Origin of the sequence: Citrobacter freundii ATCC 8090 = MTCC 1658 = NBRC 12681 (assembly GCF_011064845.1) — a bacterium.
Lineage (GTDB): Bacteria > Pseudomonadota > Gammaproteobacteria > Enterobacterales > Enterobacteriaceae > Citrobacter > Citrobacter freundii.
In genome coordinates this window covers 215,897-235,677 of record NZ_CP049015.1, presented here as the reverse complement: position 1 = coordinate 235,677, position 19,781 = coordinate 215,897, and the positions used below count along the sequence as shown (strand labels likewise).

The 19,781-nt window shown below is 51.3% G+C and carries 18 protein-coding genes; 8 read left to right on the top strand and 10 right to left on the bottom strand.

Annotated elements, in window-relative coordinates; genetic code table 11:
* Positions 1-161 precede the first annotated feature (161 nt).
* On the top strand, positions 162-1,634 hold the full coding sequence (gene dtpB, locus G4551_RS01100; RefSeq protein ID WP_003023364.1) for a dipeptide/tripeptide permease DtpB: 1,473 nt from the start codon (positions 162-164) through the stop codon (positions 1,632-1,634).
* Positions 1,635-1,682: 48 nt separating this feature from the next.
* Here the strand turns inward: dtpB and G4551_RS01095 are convergent, their stop codons facing one another.
* Positions 1,683-2,186 carry an RrF2 family transcriptional regulator gene (locus G4551_RS01095; protein WP_003023361.1) on the bottom strand — a complete coding sequence of 168 codons (504 nt, stop codon included), beginning with the start codon at positions 2,184-2,186 and terminating at the stop codon, positions 1,683-1,685.
* 232 nt (positions 2,187-2,418) lie between these two features.
* On the opposite strand from G4551_RS01095, the gene G4551_RS01090 reads away from it, so the two are divergent.
* Entirely contained in the window at positions 2,419-3,618 is a 1,200-nt protein-coding gene (locus G4551_RS01090; protein WP_003837789.1) for an NAD(P)/FAD-dependent oxidoreductase, read from the top strand.
* Positions 3,619-3,715: 97 nt separating this feature from the next.
* On the opposite strand, the gene rsmJ is transcribed toward G4551_RS01090, so the two are convergent.
* Together rsmJ and prlC are read right to left on the bottom strand one after the other, a co-directional pair.
* Positions 3,716-4,465 carry a 16S rRNA (guanine(1516)-N(2))-methyltransferase RsmJ gene (gene rsmJ / locus G4551_RS01085; RefSeq protein WP_003837787.1) on the bottom strand — a complete coding sequence of 250 codons (750 nt, stop codon included), beginning with the start codon at positions 4,463-4,465 and terminating at the stop codon, positions 3,716-3,718.
* A 134-nt stretch (positions 4,466-4,599) separates the two neighbouring features.
* Complete coding sequence (gene prlC, locus G4551_RS01080; protein ID WP_003837780.1) at positions 4,600-6,642, bottom strand: oligopeptidase A; 2,043 nt, start codon at positions 6,640-6,642, stop codon at positions 4,600-4,602.
* Positions 6,643-6,850: 208 nt separating this feature from the next.
* Between prlC and G4551_RS01075 the strand changes: the two genes are divergently transcribed.
* Entirely contained in the window at positions 6,851-7,693 is an 843-nt protein-coding gene (locus G4551_RS01075; RefSeq protein ID WP_003023347.1) for a 23S rRNA (adenine(2030)-N(6))-methyltransferase RlmJ, read from the top strand.
* A gap of 104 nt (positions 7,694-7,797) precedes the next feature.
* Positions 7,798-9,150, top strand: a complete 1,353-nt coding sequence (gorA, locus tag G4551_RS01070) for a glutathione-disulfide reductase (protein ID WP_003837777.1) — start codon at positions 7,798-7,800, stop codon at positions 9,148-9,150.
* A 66-nt stretch (positions 9,151-9,216) separates the two neighbouring features.
* Here the strand turns inward: gorA and dinQ are convergent, their stop codons facing one another.
* Entirely contained in the window at positions 9,217-9,300 is an 84-nt protein-coding gene (gene dinQ, locus G4551_RS01065; RefSeq protein ID WP_003837776.1) for a damage-inducible type I toxin DinQ, read from the bottom strand.
* A 27-nt stretch (positions 9,301-9,327) separates the two neighbouring features.
* Between dinQ and G4551_RS23935 the strand changes: the two genes are divergently transcribed.
* Positions 9,328-9,459 (top strand): hypothetical protein, encoded by a 132-nt coding sequence (locus G4551_RS23935; protein WP_005122496.1) that lies wholly within the window; start codon positions 9,328-9,330, stop codon positions 9,457-9,459.
* 223 nt (positions 9,460-9,682) lie between these two features.
* On the opposite strand, the gene G4551_RS01060 is transcribed toward G4551_RS23935, so the two are convergent.
* On the bottom strand, positions 9,683-11,077 hold the full coding sequence (locus G4551_RS01060) for a cytochrome-c peroxidase (protein WP_003837773.1): 1,395 nt from the start codon (positions 11,075-11,077) through the stop codon (positions 9,683-9,685).
* A gap of 427 nt (positions 11,078-11,504) precedes the next feature.
* On the opposite strand from G4551_RS01060, the gene G4551_RS01055 reads away from it, so the two are divergent.
* The gene (locus tag G4551_RS01055) at positions 11,505-13,154 is read left to right on the top strand and encodes an alpha,alpha-trehalase (RefSeq protein WP_003837772.1); all 1,650 of its coding nucleotides are present in this window, start codon (positions 11,505-11,507) and stop codon (positions 13,152-13,154) included.
* A 27-nt stretch (positions 13,155-13,181) separates the two neighbouring features.
* Here the strand turns inward: G4551_RS01055 and G4551_RS01050 are convergent, their stop codons facing one another.
* On the bottom strand, positions 13,182-14,771 hold the full coding sequence (locus tag G4551_RS01050) for an STY4199 family HEPN domain-containing protein (protein WP_003837771.1): 1,590 nt from the start codon (positions 14,769-14,771) through the stop codon (positions 13,182-13,184).
* A 167-nt stretch (positions 14,772-14,938) separates the two neighbouring features.
* On the opposite strand from G4551_RS01050, the gene G4551_RS01045 reads away from it, so the two are divergent.
* Positions 14,939-15,478 carry a GNAT family N-acetyltransferase gene (locus tag G4551_RS01045; RefSeq protein ID WP_003837769.1) on the top strand — a complete coding sequence of 180 codons (540 nt, stop codon included), beginning with the start codon at positions 14,939-14,941 and terminating at the stop codon, positions 15,476-15,478.
* Positions 15,479-15,564: 86 nt separating this feature from the next.
* Positions 15,565-15,915, top strand: a complete 351-nt coding sequence (locus tag G4551_RS01040) for a glycoside hydrolase family protein (RefSeq protein ID WP_003837768.1) — start codon at positions 15,565-15,567, stop codon at positions 15,913-15,915.
* Between the two features lie 18 nt (positions 15,916-15,933).
* Here the strand turns inward: G4551_RS01040 and G4551_RS01035 are convergent, their stop codons facing one another.
* The 4 genes from G4551_RS01035 to G4551_RS01020 all read right to left on the bottom strand — a co-directional run bounded on the left by G4551_RS01035 (position 15,934) and on the right by G4551_RS01020 (position 19,667).
* Entirely contained in the window at positions 15,934-16,536 is a 603-nt protein-coding gene (locus tag G4551_RS01035; RefSeq protein ID WP_003837766.1) for a response regulator transcription factor, read from the bottom strand.
* Between the two features lie 361 nt (positions 16,537-16,897).
* Complete coding sequence (locus G4551_RS01030; RefSeq protein ID WP_003837764.1) at positions 16,898-17,746, bottom strand: EAL domain-containing protein; 849 nt, start codon at positions 17,744-17,746, stop codon at positions 16,898-16,900.
* Positions 17,747-17,945: 199 nt separating this feature from the next.
* The gene (locus G4551_RS01025; protein WP_003837762.1) at positions 17,946-18,386 is read right to left on the bottom strand and encodes a winged helix-turn-helix domain-containing protein; all 441 of its coding nucleotides are present in this window, start codon (positions 18,384-18,386) and stop codon (positions 17,946-17,948) included.
* A 522-nt stretch (positions 18,387-18,908) separates the two neighbouring features.
* Positions 18,909-19,667, bottom strand: a complete 759-nt coding sequence (locus G4551_RS01020) for an SDR family NAD(P)-dependent oxidoreductase (protein ID WP_003023319.1) — start codon at positions 19,665-19,667, stop codon at positions 18,909-18,911.
* Positions 19,668-19,781: the final 114 nt, after the last annotated feature.

Sequence of the window (19,781 nt, the reverse complement as noted above, 5' to 3'; positions counted from 1 at the left end):
AAATCATAATTAGTGTGATCAACTAATTGGATCGAAAACTATCTCTATAATACTCTACTCCTGCGGCCAATAACCGCAGTCTATAACAAAATAAGACTTTTTCGGCGCGTTTAAGCATACGCGTTCATACTTTTCGGGATGGCTTTGAAAGGCGATGGAATATGAATAAAACTGCACCTACGGGCTTGCTGCAGCAACCTCGTCCGTTCTTCATGATCTTCTTTGTGGAATTATGGGAACGATTTGGCTATTACGGCGTTCAGGGCATCCTGGCGGTATTTTTTGTTAAGCAGCTCGGCTTTTCGCAGGAACAGGCATTTGTCACCTTTGGTGCATTTGCCGCGCTGGTCTACGGCCTGATCTCGATCGGCGGCTACGTCGGCGACCATCTGTTAGGTACCAAGCGCACGCTGGTACTCGGCGCCATTGTGCTGGCGATCGGCTACTTCATGACCGGGATGTCACTGCTTAAGCCCGACCTGATTTTTATTGCTTTGGGTACCATTGCCGTCGGTAATGGGCTGTTTAAAGCCAACCCGGCAAGCCTGCTGTCAAAATGCTATCCACCGAAAGACGCCCGTCTGGACGGTGCTTTCACCCTGTTTTATATGTCGATTAACATCGGTTCACTGCTGTCGTTGTCGCTGGCACCGGTGATTGCCGATAAGTTTGGCTACGCGGTGACCTATAATCTGTGCGGGGCCGGGCTTATTGTCGCGCTTTTGGTCTACTTTGCCTGCCGTGGAATGGTGAAGAATATCGGTTCAGAGCCGGACCATAAGCCGCTGAATTTCCGTAATCTATTCTGCGTGCTGGCTGGAACGGTAGTGATGGTATTTATCTGCGCCTGGCTGATGCACAACGTGCAGATTGCCAACCTGGTGCTGATCGTCCTGTCAATTGCCGTGACGATCATCTTCTTCCGTCAGGCCTTCAAACTGGATAAAACCGGGCGCAACAAAATGTTCGTGGCCTTTATCCTGATGCTGGAAGCGGTGGTGTTCTACGTCCTGTACGCGCAGATGCCAACTTCACTGAACTTCTTTGCTATCAATAACGTGCACCATGAAATTCTTGGTTTCGCCATCAACCCGGTAAGCTTCCAGGCGCTGAACCCGTTCTGGGTGGTACTGGCGAGTCCGGTACTGGCTGCAATCTATACCCGTCTGGGCAACAAAGGTAAAGACCTGACCATGCCGATGAAGTTTACGCTCGGTATGTTCCTGTGCTCGCTGGGTTTCCTGACCGCCGCTGCAGCCGGAATGTGGTTTGCCGATGCGCAGGGGCTGACGTCGCCGTGGTTTATCGTGCTGGTGTATCTGTTCCAGAGCCTGGGTGAACTGCTGATTAGCGCCCTGGGGCTGGCTATGGTCGCCGCTCTCGTGCCACAACACCTGATGGGCTTTATCCTCGGGATGTGGTTCCTGACCCAGGCAGCAGCCTTCCTGATGGGGGGTTATGTCGCGACATTCACCGCCGTACCAGAGAACATCACCGACCCGCTGCAAACGCTGCCTATCTATACCAACGTCTTCAGTAAGATTGGTCTGGTGACCCTGGCCGTAACGGTGGTGATGGCGATTATGGTGCCATGGCTGAACCGCATGATTAATACGCCGAGCACCGAGCAATAACCTTCAGTGCCGGATGGCGGCTATTGCCCTATCCGGCATTTTCACTCGCTACCCTTTACGCGCGTCTATCCACTCCTGCACTTCCACCACAAAGGTGTCCGGCGCTTTGCGGTACATTTTGCGCGCCAAGTCCAGAATCGTATGCTGACCGAGCGCTTCTTCCATCCGCTGCTGGGCCATGTCCATTACCGAACGCACACCACAAATGCCTTCACAGGCCCACTCTGGTGGATGTTCCTCAAATACCGCCAACCGCTGGCGAATTTCACGACATTCAAAGATGCGCTTATCACCATCAATAGCATTCACCACATCCAGTACAGTGATGTGTTCAGCAGGTTTAGCTAACTGGAAACCACCGCCCTTGCCTTCAATGCTGCGCACCAGACCCGCTTTGGACAGACGGGTGAAAATTTTTGCCAGATAGTCATATGGCACACTTTGCAGTTCGGCAATTTCCCGCACGCTCATATCCCTCGCGTCGCCCTTACTATCGACCATACACATCAGGCTATGAATGCCGTACTCAACCCCAGAACTGTAGAATGCCATTCTCTTATCTCAGTCAAAATTAATCTGAGTTTATTGTAGCTTTTTCGTTTCACTCATTCCAGACAGCAAAGTAACCCCTCTTCACAATAAAAATTTAAATACATATTTATCAAATAGATAATAAAAAACCCTCACCCTTTGAAGCAAAAAGGATCTCGATCGCATTGCAATTCTTAACTACGACAAATAAAATCCGAGTAAATAATTCGTAGTCACCAGTGAGAAAACCCCAATGCGTAAACAAATTCTGATCGTGGGCGCCGGCTTTGCCGGTATGTGGGCAGCATTAAGCGCCGCACGACTGGCGGATAAACATCAGCAGACCATTGATATTACAGTAATTGCGCCACAGCCAGAGCTGCGTGTCCGCCCACGTTTTTATGAAAGCGCCGTTCATACGCTGGTCGCACCACTGCAACCGCTGTTTGACGTTACCGGCGTCAACTTCCTGCAAGGTCACGTCGAGCAAATCCTCCCGGACTCTAAAGAGGTGAGCTGGAAAGATGCCAACGGTGACATTCATCTGCGCCGCTACGACCGCCTGGTGCTTGCCAGCGGAAGTCACGTAAACCGCGACACCGTCACCGGTGCCGCCGAGCACGCGTTTGACCTCGACCAACTTGAGAGCGCCGCCGTACTGGAGCAGCACATTAACGATCTGGCATTACAACCGGAAAGTGAGGCTCGCAATACGGTAGTGGTCTGCGGCGGCGGATTTACCGGCATTGAAATGGCGCTGGAATTACCAGGTCGTTTGCGCGAAATATTGGGCGCTGATTCTAAGACCAGAGTTGTCGTAGTTGAACGCGGCGCTCAGCCGGGTGGACGCTGGAGCCAGGAATTACGTGACGTGATTATCGAAGCCTCTGCTGAACTGGGCGTCGAGTGGCTGGTCAATGCGGAAGTAGAGTGCGTGGATGCCTCTGGCGTCACGCTGAAAGATGGACAGGTGATTTCTTCCCAGACGGTTATCTGGACCGTCGGCGTTCAGGCTAATAATCTGACAGCACAGATTAACGCCCCGCGCGATCGCCAGGGCCGTCTGCATGTCAATGCCAATCTACAGGTTGTGGGTCACGATGATATCTACGCCACTGGCGATGTAGCCTACGCCGCCACCGACGACAAAGGCAATCATGCGCTGATGACCTGCCAGCACGCCATCTTGCTGGGTAAATTCGCCGGTAATAATGCCGCGGCAGACCTGTTAAACATAACACCACTGCCATATCGTCAGGAAAACTACGTCACCTGCCTGGATCTTGGTGCCTGGGGTGCGGTGTATAGCGAAGGATGGGATCAGCAGGTGAAACTGACGCGCGCAGAAGCGAAAAAGCTGAAGGTGTCGATTGTCAGCGAGCTGATTTACCCGCCGAAGGCGGATCGCGCGGTAGCGTTTGAGATTGCCGATCCGCTGGCACCGTTTGTTTAACCCGTGATGCCGGATGCGGCTACCGCCTTATCCGGCCTACTAACGGCACCGAGCTGTAGGCCCGATAAGCGTAGCGCCATCGGGCACTATAGCTGACCTATGCCGTTCCCGCATAAATATCGAACCGATGCCCTTTTGTAACTACCGCGTTCGGCGTTGCCACGTCGGCCAGCGGCGGCGCGTAGTCCGGACGCTTCACCACCACTCGTTTGGTGGCTAACTGACGAGCAGGCTCCAGCAACCCATCCGCATCCAGATCCGGCCCCACCAGCGACTGAAACACGCGCATCTCTTTTTTCACCAGCGCGCTTTTCTGCTTATGTGGGAACATCGGGTCGAGGTACACCACCTGCGGGCGCGGCGTGATATCGGTTAACGCCGTCAGGCTCGACGCGTGAATCAACTGCAAACGCTCCTGCAGCCACGGACCGATTTCCGGGTCGGCATACCCGCGCGCCAGGCCATCGTCAAGCAGCGCAGCAACCACCGGGTTTCGTTCCAGCATTCGTACGCGACAGCCTACCGAGGCCAGTACAAACGCATCGCGCCCCAGCCCTGCGGTTGCATCGACCACATCCGGCAGGTAATCGCCTTTAATGCCGACCGCCTTCGCCACCGCTTCACCGCGGCCACCGCCAAATTTGCGCCGATGGGCCATCGCACCGCCCACGAAATCGACGAAGATACCGCCGAGTTTAGGTTCGTCACGTTTGCGCAGTTCCAGATGTGCTGTCGTCATCACCAGCGCCATCAGGTTATCTTCATCGTGTTCCAGTCCCCAGCGGGCGGCCAGAACAGATAAGGCGCCGTCTCCGGCGCCTGTTTCATCAATTAAGCAGATTTTCAATTCCGCTTTACCCTAAATAATTCGAGTTGCATCAAGACAACAAGTGAAGGAATCCCTGGGAACGTACAAATAGTACGTGACCAGGGTGAGTGAGCGCAGTTGCCGAAGAGGCAGCTTGAAGTATGACGGGTAAATCAGCCTTTAATCCCGTAATGCTCCAGCATCGCATCCAGCTGTGGCTCGCGGCCACGGAAGCGTTTGAACAGTTCCATCGGCTCTTCAGAACCGCCACGGGTGAGGATGTTATCGAGGAACGATTGTCCGGTTTGACGGTTGAAAATCCCTTCATCTTCGAAGCGAGAGAAGGCATCCGCCGCCAGCACGTCGGCCCACAGATAGCTGTAGTAACCCGCCGCGTAGCCCCCTGCAAAAATATGGCTGAAGGCATGCGGGAAGCGGCCCCAGGTTGGGCCCGGCACCACGGCGACCTGTTTCTTGATTTCCGCCAGCGTATCGAGGATTTTCGCCCCTTGCTGCGGGTTAAATTCCGCGTGCAGACGGAAATCAAACAGACCGAACTCCAGTTGACGCAGAATAAACAGCGCCGCCTGGTAGTTTTTCGCCGCCAGCATTTTATCCAGCAGTTCCTTCGGCAGCGGTTCGCCGGTTTCATAATGGCCGGAGATAAACGCCAACGCTTGTGGCTCCCAGCACCAGTTTTCCATAAACTGGCTCGGCAGTTCGACCGCATCCCATGGCACACCGTTGATACCGGAAACGCCCGCGGTTTCGATACGGGTCAGCATATGGTGCAGACCGTGGCCGAACTCGTGGAACAGGGTAATCACTTCATCGTGGGTAAACAGAGCGGGTTTGCCGTTCACCGGACGGTTAAAGTTACAGGTCAGGTAGGCGACCGGTTTTTGCAACGTGCCGTCGGTTTTACGCATCTGGCCGACGCAGTCGTCCATCCACGCCCCGCCGCGTTTATGTTCACGGGCATACAGGTCGAGGTAGAAGCTGCCGCGCAGCTCGTTGTTTTCGTCGTACAGCTCGAAGAAACGAACTTCCGGGTGCCAGACGTCAACATCGGTGCGCTCTTTGGCAGTGATGCCATAAATACGTTTAACCACTTCAAACAGACCGTTAACGGCTTTGTTCTCCGGGAAATAAGGACGAAGCTGCTCGTCGCTGATGCTGTAGAGGTGCTGTTTTTGTTTCTCGCTGTAGTAAGCGATGTCCCACGGCTGAAGCTCATCAACGCCAAATTCCGCTTTCGCAAAGGCGCGCAGTTGAGCCAGCTCTTTCTCCCCCTGCGGACGGGCGCGTTTCGCCAGATCGGTCAGGAAGTCGAGGACCTGCTGCGGGTTTTCCGCCATTTTGGTAGCCAGAGATTTAAAGGCGTAGCTTTCAAAGCCCAGCAGCTGTGCCAGTTCGTGGCGCAGCGCGAGGATCTCTTCCATTATCGGGCTGTTGTCCCATTTGCCAGCGTTCGGCCCCTGGTCAGACGCGCGGGTGGAGTAAGCGCGATACATCTCTTCACGCAGTCCCTGGTTGTCACAGTAGGTCATCACCGGCAGGTAGCTTGGGATATCCAGCGTTAACAGATAGCCTGCCTGCTCTTTGGCTTCCGCCTGGGCCTTCGCCGCAGCCAGCGCGCTTTCCGGCATACCAGCCAGCTCGGCTTCATCGGTGACTAACTTCGTCCAGCCCATCGTGGCATCAAGGACGTTATTGCTGTACAAGTTGCCGAGCTCAGACAGACGGGTGGCGATTTCACCATAGCGCTGCTGTTTTTCCTTCGGCAGACCAATACCAGAAAGCTCAAAATCGCGCAGCGCGTTATCGACCGCTTTTTTCTGTGCGGTGTTCAGGGTGGCGTAATGATCGCCATCACGCAGGTCGCGGTACGCTTTGTACAGGCCTTCATGTTGTCCAACCCAGGTGCTGTATTCAGACAGCAGCGGCAGCGTTTGTTCGTAGGCTTCGCGCAGTTCCGGGCTGTTTTTCACCGAGTTCAGGTGGCTAACAGGAGAGAAAATACGCCCCAGCACATCGTCAACTTCCGCCAACGGCTGGCAGAGATTTTCCCAGGTGTACGGCGCGCCCTGCGCAACCACTCGCTCAACGTTTTCGCGGCAATCGTTCAGCGCCTTAGTGACGGCAGGCACGACATGCTCAGGCTGAATTTTAGAAAACGGCGGCAGTTCGAAGGGAGTCAGCAATGGATTGGTCATTAGCGCGGTCCTGTTGAAAAGAGTGAATGAAGCGCGTATCCGGCGCTGTGCATATTAATTTGTACAATGGGGTTAAGTGTAGAGGATTTCAATGCTAACCGTGACGGAAAGACGCCCGGTGGTGCTGCGCTTACCGGGCCTACGGGTAATCTGTGCCGATCTGCTGTAAACTGTGGCAAATCGTCATTTCAGCGGAATTTCATTACCCATGCTCAGTTATCGCCACAGTTATCACGCAGGCAACCACGCCGACGTCCTGAAACACACCGTCCAGAGCCTGATCATTGAATCGCTCAAAGAGAAAGAAAAACCGTTTCTCTATCTGGACACCCATGCTGGTGCTGGCCGTTATCAGCTGAGCAGTGAGCATGCCGAACGTACTGGTGAATATCTGGAAGGGATCGCCCGTATCTGGCAGCAGGACGATTTGCCTGCCGAACTGGAACCCTACATTGGCGTAGTGCAACACTTCAACCGTAGCGGTCAGTTGCGCTACTACCCGGGCTCTCCGTTAATTGCTCGCCAGCTGCTGCGCGAACAGGATAGCCTGCAATTAACTGAACTGCACCCGAGCGACTTTCCCCTGCTGCGCGGCGAATTTCAGAAAGATGAGCGCGCACGCGTGGCCAAAGCAGATGGTTATCAGCAGCTGAAAGCAAAATTGCCGCCGGTTTCACGTCGTGGGCTGATCCTTATCGATCCACCCTACGAAATCAAAAGCGACTACCAGGCGGTGGTCACCGGTATTAACGAAGGCTACAAGCGTTTCGCGACCGGCACCTATGCGCTGTGGTATCCGGTGGTTCTGCGCCAGCAAATCAAGCGCATGATCCACGATCTCGAAGACACCGGCATCCGCAAAATTCTGCAAATTGAACTGGCGGTGCGCCCGGACAGCGATCAGCGCGGTATGACAGCGTCTGGCATGATTGTGATTAACCCGCCGTGGAAGCTGGAGCAGCAGATGAACAACGTTCTGCCGTGGTTGCACAGCAAACTGGTTCCGGCAGGAACCGGTCATACCTCGGTAAGCTGGATCGTGCCGGAGTAATCGCAGCCATCGGTGGAACCTTTTAATATCAGGTATACAATCGCGAATATTTTGGCGGATGGCGTAACGCTTCTCCGCCCTACAATGAACATGAAGGAGCGGTCATGACCAAGCACTATGATTACATCGCTATTGGCGGCGGCAGCGGCGGTATTGCCTCCATTAACCGTGCAGCAATGTATGGCCAGAAATGCGCACTTATTGAAGCCAAAGAGTTAGGCGGAACCTGCGTTAACGTGGGCTGCGTACCAAAGAAAGTGATGTGGCATGCCGCCCAGGTTCGCGAAGCGATCCACATGTACGGGCCGGATTACGGTTTCGACACCACCATCAATAAGTTCGACTGGGATAAACTGATCGCCACGCGTACCGCTTATATCGATCGTATTCATACCTCGTATGACAATGTGCTGGGCAAAAATAATGTCGATGTGATTAAAGGTTTTGCCCGCTTTGTGGATGCCAAAACCATTGAAGTGAACGGTGAAACCATTACTGCCGATCATATTTTGATTGCTACCGGCGGTCGCCCGAGCCATCCGAACATTCCGGGTGTGGAATACGGGATCGACTCCGATGGCTTCTTTGAGCTGCCCGCACTGCCGAAGCGCGTTGCGGTCGTCGGCGCAGGTTACATCGCCGTTGAGCTGGCAGGCGTGATTAACGGCCTGGGTGCCCAAACGCATCTGTTCGTGCGTAAACACGCGCCGCTACGCAGCTTCGACCCGATGATCGTCGACACGCTGGTTGAGGTGATGAACGCCGAAGGCCCGACTCTGCATACTCACGCGATTCCGAAAGCGGTCGTTAAAAACGCTGACGGCAGCCTGACCCTGCAACTGGAAGATGGTCGTAGCGAAACGGTAGATTGCCTGATTTGGGCAATTGGTCGTGAACCAGCCACCGATAACTTCAACCTGGCAGTTACTGGCGTGAAAACCAACGAAAAAGGCTACATCGTCGTTGATAAATATCAGAACACCAGCGTGCCGGGAATTTATGCCGTCGGCGATAACACCGGTGCCGTTGAGCTGACGCCGGTTGCTGTTGCCGCGGGCCGTCGCCTGTCTGAGCGTCTGTTTAACAACAAACCGGACGAACATCTGGACTACAGCAATATCCCGACCGTGGTCTTCAGCCATCCGCCAATTGGCACCGTCGGCCTGACCGAGCAGCAGGCTCGCGAACAGCACGGCGATGACCAGGTAAAAGTGTATAAATCATCGTTTACCGCGATGTATACCGCTGTCACTTCACATCGTCAGCCGTGCCGCATGAAGCTGGTTTGCGTCGGTCCGGAAGAGAAGATTGTCGGTATTCACGGTATTGGTTTTGGAATGGATGAAATGCTGCAAGGCTTCGCGGTCGCACTGAAAATGGGCGCAACCAAGAAAGACTTTGATAACACCGTTGCGATTCACCCAACGGCAGCAGAAGAGTTCGTTACCATGCGTTAATCGCACTTCATGAGTGTTAAAGGGCAAAGAGGGGTTAGCTCTTTGCCCTTAGTTACGTTTCCGCTATCAGTTCAAAAGTTGCAGCAGATAGCGGATCAGCTCCAGCAACGCGATTAACGCTCCCAGAACGATGATTGCTTTATCAATCACCCGTTTTCTCCATCAGATGGAGTGAGAATGCACCCGCTTACTCATCCATTGCCTGTCACGGGGCATGCTCCATTGTTAGATGATAACTATCTCACCCCGGCCAGAGCATCGGCCAACGGCACCACCCGTTTCGCCGATCAGGACTTAGAAAGCGTTTAGCGCGCGTCCGGAAGGGATAAGTTACAGAGCTAACTGGATAAGTATACAGTTCTTTTAATCGTAACTGCCAGCGCATTCTTGCAATAGTACCGTTAAGGTAATAGGATTGAAGCGTTAGATGATAACTATCTCACTTCGGCCAGAGCCACCAACTCGGGCTGAAGCGTAAAAAAACCGACGTGAAGTCGGTTTTTTTACGTCCGAATCAGGACCAGGGCAAAGTCTACTTACCCTGCATATATGGCGTATACACGCCGTTTAAGCTTTCGAGGAACGCCACGATATCGTCGATATCTTCCTGCGGCAGTTCTTTACCCACCTGATAACGCAGCATCAGTTTTACCGCACCGTCGAGCGTAGGCACATCACCTCGATGGAAATAAGGCGCGGTCAGCGCAACGTTACGCAAGCCAGGGACTTTTTGACGCAGCTTGTCACGTAATTCATTAGTGACGTTCATGCGGCCAATATCTGCAGCAGTGACCTCGCCGAAATTAAAGTCCTTTTTCAAACCCAATGGCTCAAATGAACGCCCGCCTAAAATAATACCGCCATGACAGGTCGCGCACTTATTATCTTTAAACAACTGATAGCCATGTTTCTGCTGGGCAGTTAACGCCGCTTCATCGCCGCGTAGCCATTTATCAAACGGCGAATTTGGCGTAATTAGCGTTTTCTCAAACTCAGCAATCGCATCGGTAATATTATCTCCGCTGAATCCCTGCGGATAAACCGCGATAAACTCTTGTTTGAGTTGTGGATCTTTATCCAGTTTCTGAATAATTTCATCCCAGGATTTAGACGCCATCTCGATAGGGTTCAACGGCGGGCCGCCTGCCTGCGCCTGCAATGTTGGTGCTCGACCATCCCAGAATTGTTCCACGTTGAAGACAGAGTTAAATACCGTCGGCGCGTTGATAGGACCAACCGCGCCGCCTACGCCGATTGACGTTTTGCGACCATCTACGCCCCCCGCATTCAGGGCATGGCAGTGCGCGCAAGAAATCGTGCTGTCACCGGAAATACGCGGGTCGTGGTAAAGCGTAAAGCCCAGCGCCACTTTACGGGCATCGGTCGGAATGCTTTCCGGTATCGGCTGCACAGGCTCGTTACGATGCTGCGCGGCGGTATCGTTACTGGCGTAATACTGCTCGCGCTGTTTCGCAATCCAGCCCAGGATCTCTGCTCGCTCCGTATCGCTTACCTTGCCAGCCCAGTGCAGTGCGGTATAACGCGTCGGCGGCATGGTGTCGTACTGCATCACCCATTCAATTTTATTCAGATCGCTTTGCGAAACGGGTTTATCTGCGACCAGCGCCGCACGAACGGCCTCAAGATTGAATGATTTGTATCCCAGTTGAATATCGTAATTCATCAACTGCTTAGCGACAGGAAAAGAAGAATAGAAAGGTAATTCAGCTGAAGGCGTGTGACAATAATCGCATCCTTTTTCGCGTAAAAAACCTAATACTTTATTATTTTCTTCCAGCGTAGAGGCCTGAACATCTGCCTGTTTACTACGTTGATTATCGTGATACCACACATAACCGGATAATCCAAAATAACAAATCACGACGCCAGCTATGGCTATCGCGGTAAGACGGGTAATGATTTTCATTATTTTACCCTCACCGTTGTGAGTTATTGTGACCCAGAAAAATTAGAATAATGAGTGCATAGTCTTTATCAGACTTAACCATCATAGAAAGTAAGGGATTTATTATTTTGATAAGTATCAAGCAATTACATGGGGGATAACTATCGATAGAATAGCCTGTGCCTATTACGGAGATAAGCCGTTATGGTTTTCCGTTCACACCTCGTTGCAATCGAATGTTCTGAAAATGAAATATCTTCAGGTCACGCAGAATTATGAATTCTTCATTATATTCATTGGGATAGTCTTATTTTCTAAATAATACGCAGCACTAAAACGTGATCAACCGCACGCTTTACTCACCAGACACCGAAGCGAATGTCTACGCTTAACTGACGACCGGGCAATAGCCTTAATCTTTCAACGTCCATCGGAGGTCTTTCTCATTATGCTCAACCAGAAACTACCCCACGCCCCTTCAGAAGAAATGACGATCGATATCGATCTGCTTTATGAAATGGATCCGTGCGAGTTAAAGCTGGATGAAATGATTGAGGCAGAGCCTGAGCCGGAGATGATTGCAGGGCTGCCCGCCTCAGATGCGTTAACCCCGGCCGATCGTTACCTTGAGCTGTTCGAACACGTCCAGTCGTCGAAACTGTTTGCCGATAGCAAAACCTTCCCCGACTGTGCGCCCAAAATGGACCCACTGGACATTTTGATCCGCTATCGCAAAGTTAAACGCCACCGCGACTTTGATCTGCGACGTTTCGTCGAGAACCATTTCTGGCTACCGGAAACGCCCTCCAGTGAGTATGTGTCCGATCCGGCAAGCTCGCTAAAAGAGCATATCGATCAACTGTGGCCTGTGCTGACGCGCGAGCCGCAGGATCACATTCCCTGGTCCTCGCTGCTGGCGTTACCGCAGTCATATATTGTGCCCGGTGGACGTTTTAGCGAAACCTACTACTGGGATTCCTACTTTACCATGCTGGGTCTGGCAGAGAGCGGCCGCGAAGATCTGCTGAAGTGTATGGCAGATAACTTTGCCTGGATGATTGAAAACTATGGTCACATCCCCAACGGTAACCGTACCTACTACCTGAGCCGTTCGCAGCCACCGGTTTTTGCGCTGATGGTGGAACTGTTTGAAGAAGATGGCGTGCGCGGCGCGCGTCGCTACCTTGAACATCTAAAAATGGAATACGCATTCTGGATGGATGGCGCCGATTCCCTGGTGCTCAACCAGGCCTACCGTCACGTGATCAGAATGTCGGACGGCTCTCTGCTCAACCGCTATTGGGACGATCGTGATACCCCGCGTGATGAATCATGGCTTGAAGACGTTGAGACCGCCAAGCATTCGGGTCGTCCACCCAATGAGGTGTATCGGGATTTGCGCGCGGGCGCGGCCTCGGGCTGGGATTATTCCTCGCGCTGGCTACGCGATGCAGGCCGCCTTGCCAGCATACGCACCACGCAGTTCATCCCGATTGATCTGAACGCCTTCCTCTACAAGCTGGAAAGCACTATCGCCAATATTTCCGCGCTGAAAGGCGACAAAGAAACGGAAGCGCAGTTTCGCCAGAAAGCCAGTGACCGTCGCGATGCGGTAAATCGCTATCTGTGGGACGATGAAAACGGCTGCTATCGCGATTACGACTGGCGGCGCGAACAAATGGCCCTGTTCTCTGCCGCCAGTATTGTGCCGCTGTATGTCGGTATGGCAACACATGAACAAGCCGACCGGCTTGCTAACGCGGTTCGCAGTCGCCTGCTCACGCCCGGTGGGATTTTAGCAACCGAGCATGAAACGGGTGAACAGTGGGATAAACCCAACGGCTGGGCGCCGCTGCAGTGGATGGCGATCCAGGGCTTCAAACTGTACGGTGATGACCACCTCGGGGATGAAATCGCCCGTAACTGGTTGAAAACGGTGAATCTCTTTTATCAGGAGCACCACAAACTGATCGAAAAATACCATATAGCCGACGCAGCGCCGCGCGAAGGCGGCGGCGGGGAATATCCGTTGCAGGACGGCTTTGGCTGGACCAATGGCGTGGTGCGCCGACTCATCGGTTTGTATGGCGAACCCTAGCGGCTGACGGTCTGAGTCATCAGGATGTCAGTTAATCGCATCGTATAACTCGGCATGAATTCTCTGCCATTTCTTGTTCTCAGGGCTGGGCTGGGCGCGAACACGCAGCTCGGCCTGCTCAAGATCATATTGCTGACGCGCAACGACCGCAGGCACGGAACAAAAACTTTGCAGATAACTTTTATGCAGCGATGTGAGTGACGCCCCATTTGACATTGCATGGCTGAGCGTAGTCATAAACTGTCGGCATGGTTTGCTTTCATCCATCTGCGAAGGGTAACGCAGCAGCAGTCTCAACACCTCGGTATTGCCCGCTGAGAACGCCTGCTCCGTCCACGCCAGCTTCCAGTCCATCCCACCCTGCAGGAACAGTGACGTCACGCGGGTGTCATTGCGATCGATAGCCGCCCGCATGTTAAAGGCATCCCAGGTGATACCCATTCGGGTCACCGCCTCCCGCGCGCTGGGGGCGTCACGTCGCGGTTCCTCCTGCACAATTTCAACGGATTGTCCGGATGACGCCTGTGGCGCTGGCGAAGTGAATAACCAGAACGCACCCAGCGAAATCGCCAGCACCATCACGCCGACTGCTACCCACAACATGACGGAAATCAGCTGTTCACGTTCTTCCGCCGAACGTTTGGCTCGCTTCTCCGGCGGATCAATACTGTCTGCGATTTCATGCTTATCGCCTCCCGCTTGCTCGTCTTTTTGCTTTGCCGTTTCCCAAAACTGGCGGACCATGGACTCATCAGATTCCAGATACGACGCAGGATTAATGCGCGTACGCCGTTCTTCAAATGCCCGTTGCACAGGATGAGTTATCTGTCGGTACTGGTAGTCCAGCAACAGCAATTGTACTGAGGTTAGCGGTTGTTGCGCGATAACACAGTTACGAGCCAGGCGGCAATCATCCAAAAACATGCGTAGCGTGATGCGCGGCTCAACAAACGACATCAGCACCGAGGTATCGTTAAAAATCTGCGTAAAGTGGCGAACGAATAATTTCTTATCGACGACCATCAGTGCCAACTCGCTAAACATCATACCGTCCAGCGCATCTCGTCCTTCGCCTAACCTTAGCCAGCGACGCAGACGTTCACCGCCAAAGTGCTGTTTCAGAAAGCTGTTGAGAGGATGTTGATCCGGCCATACCCGCGCAATCAGGGATTTGAGGGTTAATTCTATTGCGCGAAGTTGACGCTGCGCCCGCATCTGAGCATCCGGCTCTACAGGTGTAATTTCGGTTTGATACTTCAGGATGGGCTGTTGCTGGCGTAATTGTTCCAGAGAGGCCACAAAGCGCAGCGCTGAAATCAGCTGGTTTTCACTGACGTCCTGGCCATTTTCATATTGGGGTACACTCTGTTGAAGATGGCGTAGCCGCAGAGTGAACTGGCTCAATTGCGCATCATTCATCTGCAACCGTCTGGCGACAGCCCCCCAGCCGCCCAGATTCAGTCGAGCCTGATCCAGTTGTTCGAGAAACCACCGAGGGTCTTTGCCTTCTGTGACATGTACGCCTAACAGCAATAATATTTCTATCGACGCCTGACGGATAATCCCCAGACAATGTTCAAAGGGTGTACATGTCGCTTGTAACGCGCTATTGGTCATCATCTTCCCTAAAAGGACCCAAAACGTGCGGCCTCATCATGGTATGTAATTATCTTTTTTAAACGCAACGTTGTGCCGATGTAGACTAAAACACATTCATATAGCAAATAAATAAGTTTTACAGTGACTTCCGCACAATCATTGAAAATTATTCTGGAGATAAGCCTGTGCCTGTATTGCAAACATCACGTCTGCTCTGCCGCCCACTGACAGAAAATGACTGGACGTTCTTCTTAACGCTACAGAAGAATCCAGATGTGATGCGCTTTGTCGCTGACACGCGTACTGAAGAGGAGATACGGATAGCCTTCAACTCCCGCCTGCCTGAATGGTCTCCCGGCAGCCCGCACTGGCTATGTCTGGTCCTGTGCGATAAGGCATCGGGAGCACCGCTTGGAGTGACTGGATATATTCATGATAACAATGAATGTGCCGAGGTCGGTTTTCTGCTCGCCCCTGAAGCGCAGGGGAAAGGTTATGGTACTGAATCTCTGCATGCAGTTTGCGATTTTGCATTTACCACCGGAGGGCTACGCCGGCTTACGGCTTGCGTCACCGCAGGAAACGAAGCCTCACGGCGTCTGTTGGAAAAGGTCGGGTTCATTCACGAAGGCACGCTGCGGGAAAGCTACTGGCTGCATCAAACCTGGAATGATGACTGGATTTTCGGCCTGTTAAAACACGACTATCAGCCACCCGCAGAATAAGACGTTTTGCTGAAAAAACTGGCTGTATGACAACTGGCGTAACGGAGGCGGTTTCTTAAAATAGGTCTCTTTGTACAGAGATGAATATGCCACTCCATTCAACGTATTTCACGCCCGCTTGTGTTGCATTTATTAAACAATGGCAAGGCCTGTCACTGGAAAAGTATCAGGACAAAAATGGTGTCTGGGTGATTGGCTACGGGCACGAAATCACATCCGATGAAAGCTTTCCTGCGCCTGTTTCGGTAACGCAGGCAGAAACACTACTGCTCGCGGATCTGGAAATCTGCGAGGAATTCATACACCAGAAAATGCCGCAAATAAAAGAAAGGTTTCAACAGGAAGCGTTAATTGCGTGGATGCTCAGCGTGGGGATAAGCCGGTTTTGTGCTGCAGAATTCTGCTCGGGGGTTATTTCACAGCCAGAATCGTTCTGACTGTGAAATATTCGCCCGTTAAATAGCGTCGTTTAACATCATTGCCGCCTGCGTACGGTTTTTTACCTCGAGGCGCTGATACAGCGATTCAAGATGGGCTTTGACCGTTCCGGTGCTGATATTTAACAATCGACCAATTTGTTTATTTGATTCTCCGGCGGCAAGCATAGTCAGAATCTCTCGCTGACGCGCACTAAGCGATCTGATATTTTGCCCGCTGCTCTCGGGGGTTGTCATACAATCTCTGGGGATAAATACCATTCCCATCGCAATGCTATTGAGAGCCAGCGTGAAGGTTTCCGCGTCAGAGTCGCGTGGAACAATGGCCAGCACATTCAATTGCGTAACCTCCTGCAGCCATTTTTTACGGCAGTCCGTTGCTGTTACCAGCACTTTTACTGTCGAAAAGCGTTGCGCTATCTGCTGTAGCAAGTTACGGCAGAACTCGGCGTCCTGGTCGCCATCCAGCATTATCAGTGCATCAGGGGTGTCTTCCAGTTTCTGCCAAAGGTCATCTGCCTGACTGACACCCTGAACATCCACTCCTGGAATACGCTCTTGTAAACTTACATTCATTCCATGAATAAATATCGACTGCCTGTCAAACATTATTACCTGCATTACTTATCTCCGTCTGAATAAGATACTAGCCTTAACACGCGGAAGGGTATTACCCGAGGGGTAAAATAAGAAGTCACCATTTGGCGGGGGCCATTTTACCGATAGACGGAGAAGAAAAAAGTAGAAATCGCAAATAGTTACAGCTCAAACCAAATAATCACACAAAGGGACAAAAGTGGCGCTAAACATTAAGGAAATCCTTAACATCCAATACTCAAAATCAGCTTATTAATATTAATTTTTTGGAGTCTATATTTTCTAATAAAAATAAGGAACTCACAGTAACAGACAAATATGTTACAAAATAAAATGTCGCATCAATTGATCATCACCTGTGGTTTCCCCAGGCAGTATTGCTGTATCAATCGACACTAAAGGTTGCGGGCGATTGCATCACTCCGATCAGATCTTCAAGTGGAACGGGTCTGCATAAATAATACCCTTGTAAAAAATCACAGCGTTTCATGCGCAGATAATCGGCCTGAACCTGAGTCTCAACGCCCTCGGCAATCATTCGCAGACCCATCTTCTGCGCCAGCTCAATAAGCGTATCGACAATGCGGGTATCGCCCCCCTCACCAATCTGGCTGACAAACAGTTTATCTATCTTAATAAACTCCGGTTCCAGCGCGTGGAGGTAACACAGATTCGAGTATCCCGTCCCGAAATCATCTAACGCTACGGCGATATTGGATTTTCTCAACGCGGCAAACCACTCGCTTAGCTGAGGGGTAAAGTGCAGAGGGCGTCTTTCGGTAATTTCGATAACCAGTTGAACCTGAACCGGGGCAAGCTTTTGCATGAGCGCCACGACGTCCGACTCAAAGCGCGGATCGAGGCAGTTTTCGGGGCTCAGATTTAGGTTAAGGTAAAGTCCATTTGGGAAAAGGGGGAGCCGCGACTGCAGGTCGGCAATGACTTGCTGAATAAGTTGATGCGTCAGCGAGGCGATAAGACCATGCTCTTCCGCAAGGGGAATAAATATATCAGGGGGAATAGCGCCATACTGGGGATGCGTCCACCTGGCGAGTACCTCAATACCTGCAATTTCACCCGTCTGGCTGTTAAAAATGGGTTGATACACCGGTTGGAACTGCCGTTGAATAATGGCTGCATTCAACGTTTTTACCGGTGCACAGGTGAGGAAACGGGCCAGTAATTCGCTGGCGTCAGAGAATAATATCGGGAGTTGCCTGGTTGTGGTAATCATCACGAGCCTCAAGCGTGCGGCGGCCTATTGAGGGCAACCGCACAGCAATCATCAGAACCTGACCCAATCGCCCTGGCCGTTATTGGTATCTATCGAACAATAACGTTATTTAGCGAAAATACATTGAAAATAAAAAGTAAAGATAACGATAAAAAAAGCCCCTCGCACTGCATGCTCAGGGCAAATACCTGGGTTGACATCACTCACTCAGGTTATCTATTTTCTCCCTTTTTTTGACAGCATGAGTTGGGAGTTCGCTCACTTTGTAATAAACGGGAATGACATCAGGATAATTGATGACATAACCCTGACCTCTTATATTAAGGATAAAATCCCTGGGTAACCCCAGCAGGCCAAGTTTATTATTAAGATTGTGCAGGACTTGCCATAATCTTTGCGCAGAGGGGCTCAGATTATGCGCTTCCCAGATTTTCTCAAATAATTCTTCTTTCGGTATCGGCTGGCTCCTGGCATTTATTAATAAATACAGGAAAAGCCTGAGCATTGTTTCATTAAAGTAAATTGACGCAAAAACGATGTTTTTCTCGGTATGGCTACCAGTAAGCCGATACAGTCGGCGATTAGAAATGTCAAAATGAATTTCAGCACCAATCATAAATCCATATAGACGATAGCCCATATCTTATACCCACGTTAAATGAAGACGAACATGCACCTCTACATATAAGCGTTGAGATAATCCATACCGTTTGTATGGTGGATTATATGACTGCTATAAATGCTTTCCAATCTTCATCCCAATCTACTATGAGGAAGCGGTCGTTTAGTATTCGTTTATGGTAGATTTAAGGTTATAAATGAAATTCACGATTTATTATTCTTCCTATGCGAAATTTTTAGCACATAGGCCATGTTTTCACATACGCGATCGAACGCTCAATTTTTAATGTCGAATTTTTAACATTTTAAAGAATTAAATTCTGAATCCGTGGGGGATGGGGAAGTGATCATGGTTTCTTCTGAGACAAATCCGCTGTCGAAGAAAAATGAGTTATTCAGAAAGTTTATCCCGGATTTCTTTCGGCACCGCGATCGCTGAATTAGATTGCAGATAATACCGGTAAACGCCACTAGCTATATTTTTACCTGGAGTGGCGCACCGGTTTTCTATTGCTCAAAAGCTGAATAAGATACGAGCGATTTACAGGAACATTCCGCCCGATACTTCGATACGCTGCGCTGTCATCCATGCCAGCTCATCACTGAGCAACGCGGCAATCGCGTCGCCAATATCATCCGGCAAGCCCGCGCGTCCCAGCGCCGTTTGCGATGCCACATATGCATTCAGCTCTTTATTATCCCGCAGTCGACCGCCGCCAAAATCGGTTTCAATCGCCCCAGGCGCGATGATATTTACTGAAATACCCCGCTCTCCCAGTTCTTTCGCCTGATAACGCGTCAGTACTTCCATCGCCCCTTTCATTGAGGCATAGGCGGCATACCCTGGCAGTGCAAAACGCGCCAGTCCCGATGAAACATTCAGGATCCTGCCGCCATTCTGGATCAACGGCAACAGACGTTGGGTCAGGAAGAAGGGGCCCTTAAAGTGAATGTTCACTAATTGATCAAACATCGCTTCGGAGGTATCGGCAAAAGCGCCATACAGACCAATTCCGGCATTGTTCACTAAATAATCAAACGCTTCACGATTCCACATGCTCTTCAGCTGCGCTTGTACCTCATGGGTAAAGGACTCAAAGCCAGCCACATCGCTGACATTCAGTTGTATTGCCGCAGCTTTTCTGCCTTTTTGCTCAATTTCAGCAACCACATCCAGCGCCGCCTGCTGCTGGCTGTTGTAGGTAAAGATAATGTCCGTTCCTCTGTCAGCCAGCTTAAGTGCGGCGTTTTTACCGAGCCCACGACTACCACCAGTCACTAATGCGATACGTTGCGTCATAAGAAACCTCATTTCCGACGTTGTGATGATTGAGATAAAGCTTATTAGGTGATAGAAAAACAATAAATGTCGTCTGTTGCGCATTACTGTTTCATTTGGAACAACAATAGGGCA